Source organism: Pseudomonas neustonica (genome assembly GCF_003797945.1).
GTDB classification, from domain to species: Bacteria; Pseudomonadota; Gammaproteobacteria; order Pseudomonadales; family Pseudomonadaceae; genus Halopseudomonas; species Halopseudomonas neustonica.
Map to the genome: position 1 here is coordinate 15149 of NZ_RKKU01000035.1, position 16176 is coordinate 31324.

Annotated in this window: 16 protein-coding genes and 1 tRNA gene; 8 read left to right on the top strand and 9 right to left on the bottom strand. The window is 57.4% G+C overall.

Features of this window, described 5'->3' with window-relative positions; all coding sequences use genetic code 11:
• Nucleotides 1-418 precede the first annotated feature (418 nt).
• Nucleotides 419-787, top strand: coding sequence for a hypothetical protein (locus EF096_RS18390; protein WP_123891225.1), 369 nt, complete (start codon nucleotides 419-421; stop codon nucleotides 785-787).
• A 175-nt stretch (nucleotides 788-962) separates the two neighbouring features.
• Here EF096_RS18390 and EF096_RS18395 read toward each other — a convergent pair.
• Nucleotides 963-1053 (bottom strand) — tRNA-Ser (locus tag EF096_RS18395).
• A 211-nt stretch (nucleotides 1054-1264) separates the two neighbouring features.
• On the opposite strand from EF096_RS18395, the gene EF096_RS18400 reads away from it, so the two are divergent.
• From EF096_RS18400 to EF096_RS18410, 4 genes are all read left to right on the top strand, one after another.
• Entirely contained in the window at nucleotides 1265-1957 is a 693-nt protein-coding gene (locus EF096_RS18400; RefSeq protein WP_123891226.1) for a crotonase/enoyl-CoA hydratase family protein, read from the top strand.
• Nucleotides 1958-2046: 89 nt separating this feature from the next.
• Nucleotides 2047-2682: a metal-dependent hydrolase gene (locus EF096_RS20825; protein WP_305955066.1), complete on the top strand. Its 636-nt coding sequence runs from the start codon at nucleotides 2047-2049 to the stop codon at nucleotides 2680-2682.
• The gene (locus tag EF096_RS20830) at nucleotides 2682-3110 is read left to right on the top strand and encodes a hypothetical protein (RefSeq protein WP_305955067.1); all 429 of its coding nucleotides are present in this window, start codon (nucleotides 2682-2684) and stop codon (nucleotides 3108-3110) included. Before EF096_RS20825 ends, EF096_RS20830 begins: the two co-directional genes overlap by 1 nt.
• Before the next feature lie 71 nt (nucleotides 3111-3181).
• Complete coding sequence (locus tag EF096_RS18410) at nucleotides 3182-4408, top strand: MFS transporter (protein ID WP_123891227.1); 1227 nt, start codon at nucleotides 3182-3184, stop codon at nucleotides 4406-4408.
• Nucleotides 4409-4415: 7 nt separating this feature from the next.
• Here EF096_RS18410 and EF096_RS18415 read toward each other — a convergent pair whose 3' ends face one another.
• From EF096_RS18415 to EF096_RS18430, 4 genes are all read right to left on the bottom strand, one after another.
• A complete protein-coding gene (locus EF096_RS18415; RefSeq protein ID WP_123891228.1) occupies nucleotides 4416-4742 on the bottom strand; it encodes an AzlD domain-containing protein in 327 nt (108 codons plus the stop codon).
• Nucleotides 4729-5463 carry an AzlC family ABC transporter permease gene (locus EF096_RS18420; protein WP_123891229.1) on the bottom strand — a complete coding sequence of 245 codons (735 nt, stop codon included), beginning with the start codon at nucleotides 5461-5463 and terminating at the stop codon, nucleotides 4729-4731. Before EF096_RS18420 ends, EF096_RS18415 begins: the two co-directional genes overlap by 14 nt.
• Nucleotides 5464-5578: 115 nt before the next feature.
• Nucleotides 5579-9076 carry a hybrid sensor histidine kinase/response regulator gene (locus EF096_RS18425; RefSeq protein ID WP_123891230.1) on the bottom strand — a complete coding sequence of 1166 codons (3498 nt, stop codon included), beginning with the start codon at nucleotides 9074-9076 and terminating at the stop codon, nucleotides 5579-5581.
• Between the two features lie 107 nt (nucleotides 9077-9183).
• On the bottom strand, nucleotides 9184-9837 hold the full coding sequence (locus tag EF096_RS18430; RefSeq protein ID WP_123891231.1) for a response regulator transcription factor: 654 nt from the start codon (nucleotides 9835-9837) through the stop codon (nucleotides 9184-9186).
• A gap of 182 nt (nucleotides 9838-10019) precedes the next feature.
• On the opposite strand from EF096_RS18430, the gene EF096_RS18435 reads away from it, so the two are divergent.
• Nucleotides 10020-10952 carry a DMT family transporter gene (locus EF096_RS18435; protein ID WP_123891232.1) on the top strand — a complete coding sequence of 311 codons (933 nt, stop codon included), beginning with the start codon at nucleotides 10020-10022 and terminating at the stop codon, nucleotides 10950-10952.
• Between the two features lie 34 nt (nucleotides 10953-10986).
• Here EF096_RS18435 and EF096_RS18440 read toward each other — a convergent pair whose 3' ends face one another.
• Nucleotides 10987-11676: a tRNA-uridine aminocarboxypropyltransferase gene (locus EF096_RS18440; protein WP_123891233.1), complete on the bottom strand. Its 690-nt coding sequence runs from the start codon at nucleotides 11674-11676 to the stop codon at nucleotides 10987-10989.
• Nucleotides 11677-11846: 170 nt separating this feature from the next.
• Between EF096_RS18440 and EF096_RS18445 the strand changes: the two genes are divergently transcribed.
• Both EF096_RS18445 and EF096_RS18450 read left to right on the top strand, forming a co-directional pair.
• Nucleotides 11847-12245, top strand: coding sequence for a PA3611 family quorum-sensing-regulated virulence factor (locus EF096_RS18445; RefSeq protein ID WP_123891234.1), 399 nt, complete (start codon nucleotides 11847-11849; stop codon nucleotides 12243-12245).
• 39 nt (nucleotides 12246-12284) lie between these two features.
• Nucleotides 12285-13370, top strand: a complete 1086-nt coding sequence (locus EF096_RS18450; RefSeq protein ID WP_235869796.1) for an LOG family protein — start codon at nucleotides 12285-12287, stop codon at nucleotides 13368-13370.
• Here the strand turns inward: EF096_RS18450 and EF096_RS18455 are convergent.
• The 3 genes from EF096_RS18455 to EF096_RS18465 all read right to left on the bottom strand — a co-directional run bounded on the left by EF096_RS18455 (nucleotide 13327) and on the right by EF096_RS18465 (nucleotide 15456).
• Nucleotides 13327-13773: a regulatory protein RecX gene (locus EF096_RS18455; protein ID WP_123891235.1), complete on the bottom strand. Its 447-nt coding sequence runs from the start codon at nucleotides 13771-13773 to the stop codon at nucleotides 13327-13329. The genes EF096_RS18450 and EF096_RS18455 overlap by 44 nt on opposite strands.
• 12 nt (nucleotides 13774-13785) lie before the next feature.
• Nucleotides 13786-14823, bottom strand: a complete 1038-nt coding sequence (recA, locus tag EF096_RS18460) for a recombinase RecA (protein ID WP_123891236.1) — start codon at nucleotides 14821-14823, stop codon at nucleotides 13786-13788.
• Nucleotides 14824-14934: 111 nt separating this feature from the next.
• A complete protein-coding gene (locus tag EF096_RS18465; RefSeq protein WP_123891237.1) occupies nucleotides 14935-15456 on the bottom strand; it encodes a nicotinamide-nucleotide amidohydrolase family protein in 522 nt (173 codons plus the stop codon).
• Nucleotides 15457-16176: the final 720 nt, after the last annotated feature.

Below are 16176 nucleotides of genomic sequence, written 5' to 3' on the forward strand. Positions count from 1 at the left end.
TGCATCGTGAGGTTATAACCACTGGTGGCGCTTGTATCCTGGAAGGCTGCAAAGGTGGACGTAAAAGCACTGATCGTTGGTTATCAGCGACGCCTGAGCGAATAGAGTCACTCGAGTTCGCATTGAGGACCCGCCCAATCGGTTCCCGATGTCTGCTAGCAAAAATCGAAACGGTTAAAACATTTTATCAACGAGAGCTCAATAGGTGTCGTCGCGTGCTGCGTTCTTTTGACATTATCAGCTATAGAGAACTGCGTGCCGCTTTTGCTGCAGACGTGTATGAGTCCATAACCGGCGTACCACCATTGAACGGTACAGCTGCTCCCCGAGAGCTAGATAGAAAAGCTAGGGAAGAGGTAGCCCGGGCTCTAGGTCATGGAAGGATTCAGGTTTCTAGCTGCTACGTGGGTGGATATTGATGAATATCAGCCTGATTCTAAAACGGTTGCGCTTTGATAGGAAATCCTCGGAAATCACCAAGAGAAAAGTCATCGGTCGCCTGAACAAAATATGCGTCATGATTAGTGAAAAATTTCCTGAGGCTCAGCGTCCTGACCAGATCAGGTTAAAGCACCTGCAATACGTCAGAAACGAAGGGCTGGCCGGGTATAGCGCCGCTACTGCTGTGGACTATAAACGCGCTATGGTTATTTTGGTGGGAGCACTGGGTAGGCAGAAAGACTGGTTACCTCCTTTAAAACTGGTCAAAGACCCGAGCAAAGGTGGTCGTCCGTCTTCAACACACGTGATCTGCAGCGGAGCCAGGAACCGAAGAGGTGTGCTTTGAATCGACCCCGGACTTTGTCCGGCGCGTCGACAACAAGATTTCGCAGCTTTAGTGGAACTGGAATATCGGTTGAAGGCCAGACGCAAAAAAACCCCAACAACCGATGCGGGTATGTTGGGGCTTTTGTTGGCAAGAAACCAAAATAACTCGTAAGCTATTGATTTCATTAATTGTCTGGCGGAGAGAGAGGGATTCGAACCCTCGATACGCTATTAACGTATACACACTTTCCAGGCGTGCTCCTTAAGCCACTCGGACACCTCTCCGGAACCGCATTGCGGCTTGATCGCTGGGCATGGCCCGGCTACCAAGGCGCGCTAATGTACCGAAACCACTGGATTTTGGCAAACCCTTTTTCTGCTTTATGCCCCACCGACGCCGATCGGTAACCAGTACTCGTCAGTCAGGATTTAGTTGTTAAACTGAGGTTTTCCCGAGACGGCTTTGCCGCCTGACTTTGATATAGAGGATTGCCTCATGAGTGACCTGGTTTCCTATCGTTTTGCCGACGGCATTGCCCACCTGGGTATGGATAACGGCAAGGTGAATGCCGTTTCCCCAGATATGGTTGCGGCGCTGAATGCGGCGCTGGATCAAGCCGAAAAAGACCGCGCCGTGGTCATTCTGAGCGGTAAGCCCGGCATTCTTTCCGGTGGTTATGATCTTAAGGTCATGACTTCCAGCGCTGACGCGGCCAAGGCGCTGGTTGCTTCTGGCTCTACCCTGGCGCGCCGTATGTTGTCACACCCCTTCCCGATCATCACCGTGTGCACCGGGCATGCGGTCGCCAAGGGCGCGTTTTTGCTGCTGTCCTCTGATTACCGCCTGGGCGTAGAAGGCCCGTTCAAGATTGGTTTGAACGAGGTGCAGATCGGCATGACCATGCACCATGTGGGTATCGAGCTGGCGCGCGCGCGGCTAACGCCTAGCGCCTTCAATCGCTCGGTGATCAACGCCGAGATGTTTGATCCGGCCGATGCGGTCGATGCAGGCTTTCTGGATAAGGTGGTACCTGCTGAAGAACTGGAAGCAACAGCGCTGGCTATGGCCAAGCAGTTGGCCGGTCTGAACATGACGGCGCACCGCAACACCAAGCTGAAAACCCGCAAGGCATTTTTGGAGTTGCTGGACAGCTCGATTGAGGCGGACAAGCAGCACAGCCTGTCTTGAGTACCCGGTAACATAGCGAATCGATTACGCCGTGCTTTGCACGGCGTTTTTGTATTAGCCTCTAGGCTGAAATTCGTGGAGCACAGGCTTTGGATTCAGTTACCCAGATAGTGCTTGGCGCTTCGATTCAAGGCGCCATGCTTGGCCGCTGGCAAGGCCGCAAAGCGCTGGTATACGGCGCCATGCTGGCAACCCTGCCCGATATGGACGTGCTGCTGGACTACGGCGATGCCGTGGCCGACATGACCTATCATCGCGGCTTTAGCCACTCGCTCTTTGTGCTGGCTGCGCTGGCAACACTAATAACCCTGGCGATCCGTAACCTTGGTACACCGGCCGCCTACAGCGCTAAACGGCTGTGGCTTACCCTGCTTCTGGTGCTCTGCACCCACCCTCTGCTCGACAGTTTTACCAACTATGGCACCCAGCTGTTCTGGCCGTTAACCACCCCGCCAGTGGCGATCTCCAGCATCTTTATTATCGATCCGCTGTATACCCTGCCGCTGCTACTGGCCATGTTGGTCGGGCTGACGGTGGGCTTGCAGCGCTCGGGCCTGCGCTGGCAATACGCGGGACTGGCGCTAAGCACGCTGTATCTGGCCAGCACCCTGGGCGGCAAGTGGATGGCCGAGTCGCGATTACAGCAGGCCTTGCAGGCGCAACAGATTGAGGCCCAGATCACCTTCAGCTCACCACGCCTTTCAATACCCTACTGTGGCGGGTGATGGCCATCGACGGCGATCAGTACTACGAAGGCCTGGTCAGTTGGCTGGATGACACGCCGCCCAGGCTGGTGGCCTTGCCGCGTCACGCCAGCGCGGCAGACCAGGTAATGGCCGGCTCCACCCAATACGAACGCCTGCGCTGGTTTACCGGCGACCGACTGCGCTTTGATCTTATCGACCAGCAGTGGGTTGCCACTGACCTGCGGCTGGGTATGACGGGCTATCATCCGTTCCGCTTTGCCCTGGCCAAGCAGGAGCCAGACTCGGACCGAATGCGCATTATTGCGCAGACCCAGCTCTGGCCAGCCCCGCGCGCTGACCTCTCGCAACTGCAAGCGCTGGGCTATCGCGCGCTGGATGATGACTACGGTATTTCCCTGGCAGAGCTGGCAGCGCCCCTGTCACTGGCGCCCCATCAGCAACCGTGATGCACGAACCATCGCCCCTTGAAGGTGGTTCTTTGCGATAATGCGCTTCTTTCCATCAATGGGGGCGGCACATGGCGGGCGCAGGGCAGACCACAGGAGCTACGGATAGTCGCGGGCTGGCGATGTCGGCGGCGCTGATGGCTATCTTCACCACCATCTTCGCCTCCAACCTGCCTACACCGTTGTACTCGGTTTGGCAGGCGCAATGGGGCTTCTCGTCCGCAGCGCTAACCGCTGTGTTCTCGATTTACGTGCTCGGTGTAGTCAGCACACTGCTGACACTGGGCGCGCTGTCGGACAAGCTCGGCCGTCGACAAATGATGGTGCCCGGCCTGCTATTCATCATGGCCGGCGCCGTGACCTTTATGCTGGCAACGGATATCTATGCCCTGGGCGCCGCGCGCGTGCTCACCGGCATCGGCACCGGGATTGTCACCGGCGCCTCATCCGCTGCGCTGGTCGAGCTGGAACCCAACGAAAACTGGACCCGCGCTGCCACCCTGTCTGCGCTGTTTTTCACCTTGGGCGCCTTTGCTGGCCCTACCGTGAGCTCGTTCGCGCTGAAGTGGGGAGCCGGCGCTCTGACCTGGCCCTTTATCGTCACCATTGTGCTCACCCTCGCGACCATCGCGTTACTGATACTGGCGCCCTGGCCGTCGCATATTGGCCAACGTCACCCGGAGTTCCGCTGGAGTGCCTGGCGACCAACGCCGGTCAAGGTGCCGCGTGAGCTGCTGGGCGCCTTTGCCTTTGCTGCTGCCGCTATCTGCCTGGCCTGGTCAACGGGGAGCCTGTACGCCTCGCTGGGCCCATCTCTGGCCACCAAGCTGATTGGTATCAGCGATAGAGCAAACGCGGGGCTCTTCGCCGCCGCCTGGCAGTTGATGGCCGGGATCAGCCAGTTTGCCTGCAAACGCCAACCGGTCGACCGCATGCTGATCGTGGGTCCCACCACTTTGATCATTGGCCTGGGTGTGATGGCCGCTGCGGTGATGACCAGCTCGCCCTGGCTATTTACTCTGGCCACCATGGCAACCGCAGGTGGCGCGGGTGCTACCGGCGTGGTCGCTATTGCCTCGATCAGCAACGTGGCACCACCGGAGCAACGTGGCGGCATTATCTCCGCGTTCTATTTGATGGCTTATCTGACCATGGCGACCGTGGTGCTGGGGGTAGGCTTTTTCAGCGATGTGGTCGGCTTTGCTACTACCGTCATCGGCTTTACCAGCATTATTTCGGTTGCGGCACTGAGCCTGCTGATTGTGGCAATAAGCACCAAACGCGTTTCACTCTGGTAGCGCGCTGTTAAGCCAGCAGCCAGCGCCAGAGAAAAAACAGCAGCATGCTGCCGAAGATGGTCGCCAGCAGATTGCGCGACAGTGCCGCTATAACAATGGCGGCCAAACCACCGACCAGATAGGCGTTGTGCCAGGATAATTGCATGCCGCCGTCACCGGGCATCAGCATGGCTGGCACAATAATGGCGGTAAGCACCGCCACCGGCACGTAAGTCAGTGCCCGGCTAACCAGCGGATTGAAACGCACCCGGTGCCCTACGGCAAACAGGCCGTAGCGAATACCGAAGGTAATCAGCGCCATGCCGCCAATCAGCGCTATCTCAAACAGGCTCATCAACACCTCCGGTCAGCTTGCCTGACTCTGCGCCCCAGCGCTCAGCCAGCACGCCCGCACAGACCCCGGCCAAGGCTGCCAACATCAGTCCCAGCTTATAAGGCAAAGCATGCGCCGCAAGGGCAACGGCACCCGCCACCACGGCAGACAACAGCATCGGACGGGTGCGCAGGAGCGGCACCACAATGCCAATAAAGGTCGCGACCATGGCGAAGTCCAGGCCCCAACCTGCCATGCCGGGCAAGGAGCTACCCAGCAACGCACCGATCAGGGTGCAGGCAAACCAGTTGCTATACATGGCGATACAGGAGCCAAGAAAGTACCAATGCTTATGCTCGGTAGGCGCACTGGCGTCCAGATAATGCCGATGGACAACGGCAAAGGTTTCATCAGTCAGCCAGAACGCCAGGGGGACTTTCCAGCGCTGCGGTAAATCCCGCACGTAGGGCAGCATGCTGGCGCTGTAAAGCATATGCCGCAGATTAACGATCAAGGTAGTGACCAGGATAACCAGCAAGCCTGCGCCGGAGGCCACCAGACTAACCGCGATAAACTGCGCCGAACCAGCAAAGACCAGGGCCGACATCAGCAGTGTGGCAGGCATGGACAAGCCTGACGCAATTGCCAGGGTGCCAAAAATAATACCGAACGGCAGCGCACCCAGCAGCATCGGCAAGGTATCGCGCGCGCCACAGGCGAAGGCTTTCAGGGGAGTTGGCATAGGTAACAACGTCCGTTTATCAAGATCGCGCACTGCGCGAGCCAGCAATATCAGGCCACTACCCTACCCTGTGAGCCGTGCCGCGAAAAGATACAGCTGGGGAACAACAGTTGGCTCAATTGAGCGCAATGTGACGGCTGATCAACGCACGCAGAGCCGCCGGCTTGACTGGTTTGGGCAGATATTCAAGGCCGGCCAGCTCGATCTGGCTGATCAGCTCCTGACGACCGTCGGCACTGATCACCACACCTGGCAGATCGCCGCCCAACTGCTCGCGCAACCAGACCATCAGTTGCGTGCCGGTATCGCCCGCATCCAGGTGGTAATCCACCAATACCAGCTGCGGAACAAAACCGCGTTTCAGCACTGCGCGCACTTCATCGCGGTTGCGCGCAACGGCGACCTGACAATGCCAACGCCCCAGCAAACTCTGCATACCAGCCAGAATGCTGCTTTCATTGTCGATACACAGCACCGGCGCGCCCTGCAGTTCAGGGAGACTTTCAATCACCGGCTCGGGGGAGCGCTGCAGCCGACCCTGCTGGGCAACCGGCACGGTAACGCTGAACACGCTGCCCTTGCCCGGCCAGGAGCGCACGTTAAGCGGATGCCCCAGCACACGGCAGAGGCCGTCAGCGATTGCCAGGCCCAGCCCTAGCCCCTTTTCGGCTTGGGTGCGGTGGCTGTCCAAGCGCTGAAACTCTTCAAATATCACCTGCAGCTTATCCTTGGCGATACCCGGCCCCTGATCCCAGACCTCGAGCCGCACGCTGTGCTGTTGCAGGCGTACGCCCAGCACCACTCGGGCAGAGCTGGCATAGCGAAAGGCATTGGTCAGAAAGTTCTGCAGCACGCGACGCAGCAAACGGATATCGGAACGCACACGCAGGTGGCTGGGATGCACGCGCAGATCAATGCCCTGCTCCGCCGCCAACGCGCTGAATTCGATGCGCAGCGGCTCAATCAGATCACTCAAGGCAAAATCGCTAAGCTCAGGCGTCACTCGCCCCGCTTCAAGCCGCGAGATATCCAGCAGATCCGTTATCAACTCTTCCGCCGAGCTCAGCGCGCTATCCAGATGCCGCACCAGCTGTGGCGCCTCGCCGGGTAACCCTTGCTGATGTGATAACGAGGCGGAAAACAGCCGGGCCGCGTTTAGCGGCTGCATCAGATCATGACTTACCGCGGTTAGAAAGCGACTCTTGGATTGGCTGGCCCGCTCGGTCTGCGCCTTGGCCTGCAGTAGCGCCTGATTCAGCGTCGATAGCTCCTGGGTGCGCTCGGAAACGCGCTGTTCCAGGCTTTCATTGGCTTCCTGCAGCGCCTTCTCCGCGTTACGAAAGTCGGAAATGTCGGTGAAACTCATAACAAAACCGCCGCCCGGCATGGGGTTGCCGATAATCTCGATTACGCTGCCATTGGGAAACAGGCGCTCGGAGCGGTGCGGCGTGCCCTGCTGCATCCAACCAATACGTTTATCCACATGCCCCTGCGGGTCACCGGGACCACAGAGACCGCGTTGCGCATTGTGCAAGATGATGTCGGCGATAGGCCTGCCGATAGTGATCAAGTCTTCGGGGTACTCGAACATCTCCAGGTAACGGTAGTTCCAGGCCACCAGCCGAAGCGACTTGTCCACCACGCTGATGCCCTGGGTAATATTCTCGATTGCCCCCTGCAGCAAACCCCGGTTGAACTGCAGCACCTCCGAGGCTTCGTCGACAATGCGCACTACATCGTCAAACTGCATGTCGCGCCCTTCAATGGCTGCCTTTACCACGATGCGCGCAGACGAGGCGCCCAGCACCCCGGCCAGCAAGCGCTCGGTCAGGGTAATCCAGCCAGAGTCAGCCGTCTGACTGCCCGAGAAACTGCCGCCCTGGCTACGCGCATAGGCTGCAAAACTGGCTTCGGCACGCTCACTTCCAACAAAGCGCGCGGCGAGTTCACGCAGATCGTCCAGCCGCACACGCAGCAATACCCGGCTGGGGCTGTCACTCCAGGGTTGCGCATCCTGACTGACAAAGCGGCTCGCTTGCCAGTGCTCCAGTACGCGCGTGCGACTGAACAGCGAGCCGACCACGAAGACCATAAAGTTACCGGTCAACGCCACCAGGCTGCCCAAAGTCAGGACATCCAGGTCCCAGCGCAGTGCCGCCGCGCGCATCCCCTCGACCAGTGGCAAACCGCTGACCTGCCAGCTCAAACCGGCGCCTACCAGCGGTAATACCAGCAAGTAAAGCCAAAGCACCACACCCACCAGCAGACCAGCGAGTACGCCGGTGCGATTGGCCTGTTTCCAGAACAAAGCGCCAAACATTGCCGGCGCGAGCTGAGCAATGGCCGCGAAAGCAACCTGGCCAATACTCGCCAGACTGGTATCCGAGCCAATCAGGCGATAGACCACATAGGCGAGCAGCAGGATGATCAGAATACTGGTGCGACGTACATTCAGCAGCCAGCCGCGAAACTGCTCATAGGAATGTTCGGGACGCGTCTTGCTGCGCAGTAGCGCCGGCAGCACCACATCGTTGGAGACCATGGTACTCAGTGCAATCGCGGCAACAATGACCATGCCGGAGGCGGCCGACGCACCACCCAGGAAAGCCAGCAACGCCAACTCCGGATGGCCCTGCAGCAGCGGCAGACTGATCACATAGGAGTCGGCAGATAACCCGGAACCCAAGGTCATCTGCCCTGCCAGGCTGATCGGAATAACAAAGAGCCCGGCTAAAATCACATAAACCGGAAACACCCACCGAGCCAAACGAAGGTCGCCAGGCTCGCTGTTCTCCACCACCGCTACCTGAAACTGCCGCGGCAGGCAGACAAAGGCGAGAATCGCGATCACCGTTTGGAATAGCAGGCTCAGCACCGGCGTATCCTGCTGCCAGTAAGCAGCCAAGGCGGCGTTGTTGCGAGCATCGGTCAACAGCTCGACCGCACCGCCAAACAAGCCGAAGGTAACGAAGATACCCACCGCCAGAAATGCCAGCAGTTTGACCAGCGACTCAAAGGCAATCGCCAGCATCATGCCACGGTGATGCTCGGTCACATCCAGACTGCGGGTGCCAAATAACACCGTGAACAACGCCAACACCAGTGTCACCACCAGGGCCGTGTCTTCTGCCCCCACCGCGTCTGTGGGCACGCCGCCGACCAGGGGCGCAGCACTGAGCAAGTTGTAGCCCAGCACTATGCCCTTCAGCTGCAACGCAATGTAAGGCAACACACTGACCAGACACAGTAGCGACACCACGACGCCCAGCGTCTGGGATTTACCGTAACGCGAGGCGATAAAATCAGCGATTGAAGTGATGTTTTCCTGCTTGCTGATGGCGATCATGCGCGCGTACAGGCGGGAGCCAAACAGGAACAAGAGAACCGGACCAAGGTAGATGGGTAGAAAACCCCAGAGCTGGTCTGCCGCCATGCCGACAGCACCGAAGAAGGTCCAACTGGTGCACCACACGGCCAACGACAGGCTGTACACCCATACACGCAGGCGCGGGTTGAGTTCAGCGCGACGACGATCGCCCCAGAAGGCGATGACGAACAGCAGCGCCATGTAGAGCAGAAAGATAAGGGCGACCAGACCGCCGGATAGCATCATTGCAGGGGGTTCATCTCGTTCGTTGCCAGGCACTAGTCTGGCAGCGCGCCAAGGCTTTGCCCAGCACCCGACGCTCAGACTTCAGTCGTAGAGGCAACAGCATCCAGCTAACCGGTTTTGCTTAGCTCCATCTGTTGCAAAGCCAGTGCGGCCTGGGTGCGGGTACGCACCTCCAGCTTACGGAAAATCGCGGTGACGTGCGCCTTGATGGTCGCTTCCGACACATCCAGCTCATAGGCAATCTGTTTATTCAGCAGACCATCACAGACCATGGTAAGCACTCTGAACTGCTGTGGCGTAAGACTGGCAACGCGGGTACTGATGTCCTGCTGCTCGGACGTCATGCCTTGCGGGTCATCCAGGCCATCAGGCCAGCAAACGCCGCCCTCGAGCACCGCCTGAACCGACGCCTGAATGGCTTCCAGCGTGGCCGATTTGGGAATAAAACCGCTGGCACCAAAATCCTTCGCCCGCCGGGCGACGGAGGACTCTTCCTGGGCCGAGATCATAATAACGGGGATATGTGGGAACTGGCCCCGCAGCTGGGCCAAGCCGGAAAAACCATAGGCGCCGGGCATGTTGAGATCGAGCAGGACCAGATCCCATTGCGAGCGGGTAGCAAGCTGCGCCTGCAGCCCTTCAATACTGCCGACCTCATTCAGCGTGACCGACTCACCGAGCCCGGCAGCGAGCGCCTGACGCAATGCACTACGGAACAGTGGGTGATCGTCAGCAATCAGAATATCGTAACTAAGACCCATGCGTTTTATCCCGAAGCGTCGTTATTGTTATGGTTTTTTTATCTATTTGAGAGTGCCAGCCGCCACACAGGCAGTCAATGCAACTTTGGCCACAGTACAAAACAGTAAGCGGGCACAACTGTATCTGGCTTTCCGCCCTGCGGACACAGGATAATCGGGTTTTTCCTGCCGAGCTACACCCAATGAATATTCGTCACTACCGCGCCGACGCGCTGATGCTCCTCACCGCCATGATCTGGGGCAGTACCTTTGTTGCTCAGCGACTGGGGATGGACCATATCGGGCCCTTCCTTTATACCGGCCTGCGCTTTCTGGTCGGCGCGCTAACGGTGCTACCGCTGATCTGGCTGCTGCGCAAACCCACCAAGCCAGATGCCCGCGCGCGCTTAAGTAAACCAATGCTGCTGGGCAGTCTGGCGCTGGGTGGGGTACTGACGATCGGCATCAATCTGCAGCAAATTGGTCTGATGTTTACGACCGTCACCAACTCCGGCTTTATCACGGGGCTGTACGTGATTCTTGTCCCCGTGTTTGGTCTATTCATTGGCATGCGCACGCACAAGGGAACCTGGGCTGGCGCGTTGCTGGCGTTGGTCGGCATGGTACTGCTGAGTGTGGGTCCTGGCTTTCAGGTCGCCTCCGGCGATTGGCTACAACTGGTAGGCGCGGGTTTCTGGGCAGCACACGTGCTCATGGTCGGCGCACTCGCCAGCCGTTATGACGCTATCCTGGTGTCTTTCATACAGTTTGTGGTCTGTGCGGTTGTTAGTCTGGTACTGGCCTTTATATTCGAACCTATCCAGCTACCGATGATTCAACAGGCGCTACCCGCGATTCTTTACGCAGGTGTGCTGGCAGTCGGCGTCGCCTTCACTCTGCAGGTAGTGGCACAAAAAGATGCAATCACCTCACACGCGGCCATCATACTTAGTCTGGAAGCCGTCTTCGCCGCTCTCGCAGGCTGGCTAATTCTGGGCGAGACCCTTAGCCCGCGCGGTTTGTTGGGGTGTGCGCTGATGCTCGGCGGGATGCTGACAGCACAGTTAATCCCAATCTACCTTGAACGCCGCAAGCAACCGGTGCCAGTGCAACAGGAGCCGGCTGGACACCACTAGCAGGACGGTTTCTACAGGACGCTTGATACACCTATCAGGCGTCATCTTGTCTCAAGCGAATGGTACTCAGGTAAGCATCAGTGAATAACTCGAAGTATTGGTTTAGTTGCTGCGCTGCCTGCGCATCGCCAGCCAATCCGAGACAGGCTGTGGCAACTTCGACGGTACAGAGATGATCATCGCGGGTTGAGCGGCGTAGCCGATACCGCGACAGCTGTTCAGTTTCCATGCTTAACACCGGCAGGCTCGCCAAATAGGGACTCTTGCGAAACATCTTGCGCGCCTGTGTCCAGGTTGCATCGAGGATAATCAACAAGGGACGACGCCCGGACGACGCCGGCAAATCACGACAGACTGGCTGATCTGGCAAGGCATACTCCCCGGGGAATACCACGTAAGGCTGATAACGCGGGTCCGCAAGCAACGCCAGTAGCCCCGGATCAACCTCTGTACGCGCCCAGACAAAAGCCTGGGTGTCGCCCAGGCATTCTGCGATCAACCTGCCGGTATTAGTCGGTTTGAGCGGCTCCAGGGAGTGCATCAACAGACAGAAGGTCACCTCTGCCTGCAGCACAGGGCGACGCGCGCAGATACAGGATGCCAACGCCAGCAAGCAGGATGGACAGCGCTTCACTCGAGCGCCACGGGCTAGAAAAGGACGCGTTGACCGCGCAATTGCTGCCTCACGCAAGCGCTGAACTGCGTTATCCTGATTCACCGTCATAGCCCTTCTGTCTCCGATTTACAAGGTGCAGGTGCGCACCGAAGGGTATTCTACCTTTGCACCGCTGCTGCGACTAAGTGAAGATATTCACACCTCGGCGAACCAGAATCACCCTGCGCGGTCAGAACCCGTAGGTCATGTCATATTGTCATCTGAACTGGAGAAATTTCATGCGTTGGTTACCCCTGCTGCTTGCCGTTTTTTTAACCGCCCCGGCACACGCAGCGTCTTTACGCGACATACAGCTGGAAGACACCCTTAAAAAAGTGGCTGCGGAAAGTAGCGAAGGCACACCACGGGCCATGAACGAGCATATTACCGATATGGGTTTTGAGGCTCAGGGTGACGAGTTGATCAACCGGTTGTCCGTCAGCGAAGCTTACGCAGAGCGCATGCAGGAAGACCCACTGCTGATTCGCACTCAACTGCAGGCGAGCGTTTGTACTGATCTGCGCTTTCGTCGGCTACTCGATATGGGTGCCACTCTGACCTATCATTTCAGCATCAAGGACAGCAATCAGCCCGTCCTCACGCAGAGCTTTATTGCCGAGCACTGTCAAACGCTTTAAAGCGTCGTACACGCCATCTCAAACGACCGGAGATTTGACATGACTGACGACATGGAGCCGGTCGATTATCTTTCTCGTCACTGGCAAACCGGCAGTAGCCTGATACCCGACAAAATTGATGAGCTGGTACAGCTCTGCGCTGGCGGCAGCGAAAATGCGGCGCTCTATCGCGACATGCTGTTGGAAGTAGTACGCATGGCGCAGGCCGATCGCAATCGCTGGGATGCCAAGATACTGCTGCAGACAATTCATGAACTGGAGCGTAGTTTCGCTAGGCTATCGCTGTTCAAGCGTCGCCGTAAAGTGACGGTGTTCGGCTCGGCGAGGACAGCCCCCACCCATGCGCTGTATCAAACAGCCAAATCCATGGGGCGGGCACTGAGCAAACACGATTACATGACCATTACCGGAGGCGGCGACGGTATTATGGCTGCAGCCCACGAAGGCGCTGGCATGGATAACAGCTTGGGCTTCAACATCAGCCTACCCTTCGAGCAGCGTGCCAATTCCATCATCAGAGGTACCGAACACGAGCTGGGGTTCAAGTTTTTCTTTCTGCGCAAACTCTTCTTCGTCAAGGAAGCAGACGCGCTGGTGCTCTGTCCGGGCGGTTTTGGCACTATGGATGAAACCCTCGAAGTGCTCACGCTAATCCAGACCGGAAAAAGCCCGCTGGTCCCGGTGATACTGCTGGATGAGCCCGAAGGTCGCTATTGGGATAGCCTGTTGAGTTTCTTTCGCGAACAACTGCTGAGCGCTGGCTACATCGCAGATAACGACTTCCATCTGTTGAAGCTGGTAAAGAGTCCGGAGGCAGCCATGCAGGAAATTATCAGCTTCTACCGTAACTTCCACTCAACCCGATGGCAGGACAAACAGTACCTGTTACGGCTTAATCAGCCACTGACTGAACAGGCATTGCAGCAGGTGCAAACGCGCTTCTCGCATCTATGCGTGCATGGCGGCTTTACCCAGCACAGCAGTAACGAGATAGAAGACAACAACGAATTTAGTGGTCTGACGAGCTTGAGCTTTATGTTCAGAGGCCGGGATCACGGCGCCTTGCGCACCCTGATCGACTTTACCAATCAGCCTGAAAACCTGAAAAGCCACGGTACTGCATGAACCGCAGCTGTTTGGCGCGTGCCGCTGGCTCAGACGCCTCACCTTCGGGAAAGCGCTTGTGAAAAACCTGACGCGCCAACGCTGCCCAGTCCCACTCGTCACCGGCTAGCGTCTGCTCCACCAGTGACTCGGCAACACCCCGCTGGCGTAGCTCTTCGCGCAACTTGGCAGGGCCATAGCCGCGCTGGCTACGGGCATATACGTATGCTTCACAAAAGCGCTCATCACTGAGCAAGCCATCATCGACCAGGCGATCCAGCTCGATCTCAGCCTCTGCCGTACCTGCACCGCGCAAGCGCAGCTTGCGCAAAAGCTCGGTATAGCTATGCTCGCGCCGCGCCAGCAAATCCATTGCTGAGCGGCGAATTGAAGCAGGAGTATCAAGTACCGTACGCGAGAGCATCAGGCTGCAACATTAGCCTTCGATTTCAGCGCTAGCCTCGGCTTCTGCCTTCGGCTTGCTTGGCTTGGCCAGCAACTTGTCACGGATAGCCTTTTCGATTTCATCAGCGATAGCCGGGTTCTCTTCCATATACTTGGCTGCATTGGCCTTGCCCTGGCCGATCTTGTTGCCGTTGTAGCTGTACCAGGCGCCTGACTTCTCTACCAAACCAATCTGCACACCCAGGTCAACAATCTCGGCGTTGTGATAGATACCAGCGCCGTACAGAATCTGGAACTCAGCCTGACGGAAAGGTGGGGCCACCTTGTTTTTGACTACTTTGACACGGGTTTCGCTGCCGATAACTTCATCGCCATCTTTCACTGCGCCGGTGCGGCGAATGTCCAGACGTACCGAAGAGTAGAACTTCAGTGCGTTACCACCGGTAGTGGTTTCCGGGTTACCGAACATAACGCCGATCTTCATGCGGATCTGGTTGATGAAGATCACCAGGCAATTGGCATTCTTGATGTTACCGGTGATCTTGCGCAGCGCCTGTGACATCAAACGCGCCTGCACACCAACGTGGTGATCGCCCATCTCGCCTTCAATTTCTGCCTTGGGCACCAGCGCCGCAACCGAGTCGACGATGATCACGTCTACCGCATTGGAGCGCACCAGCATATCGGTGATTTCCAGTGCTTGCTCACCGGTGTCTGGCTGAGAGACCAGCAGGTCGTCAACATTAACGCCCAGCTTGCCCGCGTACTCGGGGTCAAGCGCGTGCTCGGCGTCGACGAACGCGCAGGTTGCGCCATTTTTCTGAGCTTGAGCGATGACCGACAACGTCAGTGTGGTTTTACCGGATGATTCCGGGCCGTAGATCTCAACAATACGTCCCTTGGGCAGACCACCCAGACCCAGTGCAATATCGAGCCCCAGCGAACCGGTGGAGATGGACGGGATAGCCTGGCGCTCGTGATCGCCCATGCGCATGACCGCGCCTTTACCAAATTGACGCTCAATCTGACTCAAAGCAGCAGAAAGTGCCTTTTTCTTGTTGTCGTCCATTATGAATCCTCTTTGGCTTGGCGGGGCCGGTGGCGCCCGATAAGTGAAAGTACTGTATATTTGGTCAGTATTGTTCCACAGAAGTCTGGCGTTGCCTACCCCCTTTTTCGCTTAGACTGATAACCGGTTCGCTGCCTGTTTTTCTGCCTCGCCAACCAGCCGCTCCAGCGCATGCAGCACAGTTTGTGCGCGCACCTCTCGACGCCCGCCATGGAAGCGTTTGCGCTCGGTCAATACGCGCCCATCCGCCAGCGCCCAGCCGAACCAAACCGTACCGACCGGCTTGTCAACGCTGCCGCCATCCGGTCCGGCGATTCCACTTACCGCAACCGCGAACTGCGCCTCGGCTGCTGCCAGTGCGCCCGTCGCCATCCCCTGCACAACGGGTTCGCTTACCGCCCCGTTCGCCTCCAACACTTCTGCCTCTACGCCCAACCAGCGCTGCTTGCTACGATTGGCATAGGTTACAAAACCGGTTTCAAACCAGGCCGAACTACCCGCAACACGCGTGATGGCTTCGGCAATCCCGCCACCGGTGCAGGACTCGGCAGTGGTGACACGACAACCAAGGTGCTCCAGTACACGCCCCAGGCGGGCGGCTGCAGAATCAATCAGGGGGTCATATTGCGACATGGCTTACCTCGTTAACCGAATAAAGTCTCAGCATGCCCGTTAGCGGGCACGCAGGGGATCCCTTGTGACAGTGGATCGGGCTCTTTGTTTACTGCAGCGAGCTGAAACACTGGCGCCAGACTGGCTATAGGCGGTAATCGACTGATAGGACTACCGCCTATGAGGCAGGAGCTTTTTTTCACAGCACATTAAAAAATGCACCCGCGCAATCTGCAGCTGTTCTGGCCAGCATGATAACCTTGCTGCCAATTCGGCGCCCATACCGTAAGCCTTCCGCGACAGCCAGTCGTTGTACTGGTTGTTCAGGCTACCAAACCCGTTCGCGCCTACTCAATTTAACGATTAAAGCTGCAAACTCGATGAAAAAAGATAAACCCGCTTCTTCCCAACACACCCCCATGATGCATGAGTGTGTTAACACTGTTTTATAACGACTTTTTTTACGAAACAAGAAATAACTATACTCAACGTTACACTTTGCCCCGAGACTGCAATAGACCTATCTGGACCACTTTGGCCCAAACCGACAACGACGCGCCTACTAAATCGTGGCTCGCCGGTACCCACGCTCAATCTCAGGTCAATCTATACCACGGCGGTTGCAGGAGCTGAGTGCAACACGGTTATTGAATTGACGCAGGAGCATCATATTGCATAGCCAAGGCTTTCTGCATCACTTCGCTCATGACTTCGATAGGACATTTGAAATCGAAGCGCTTA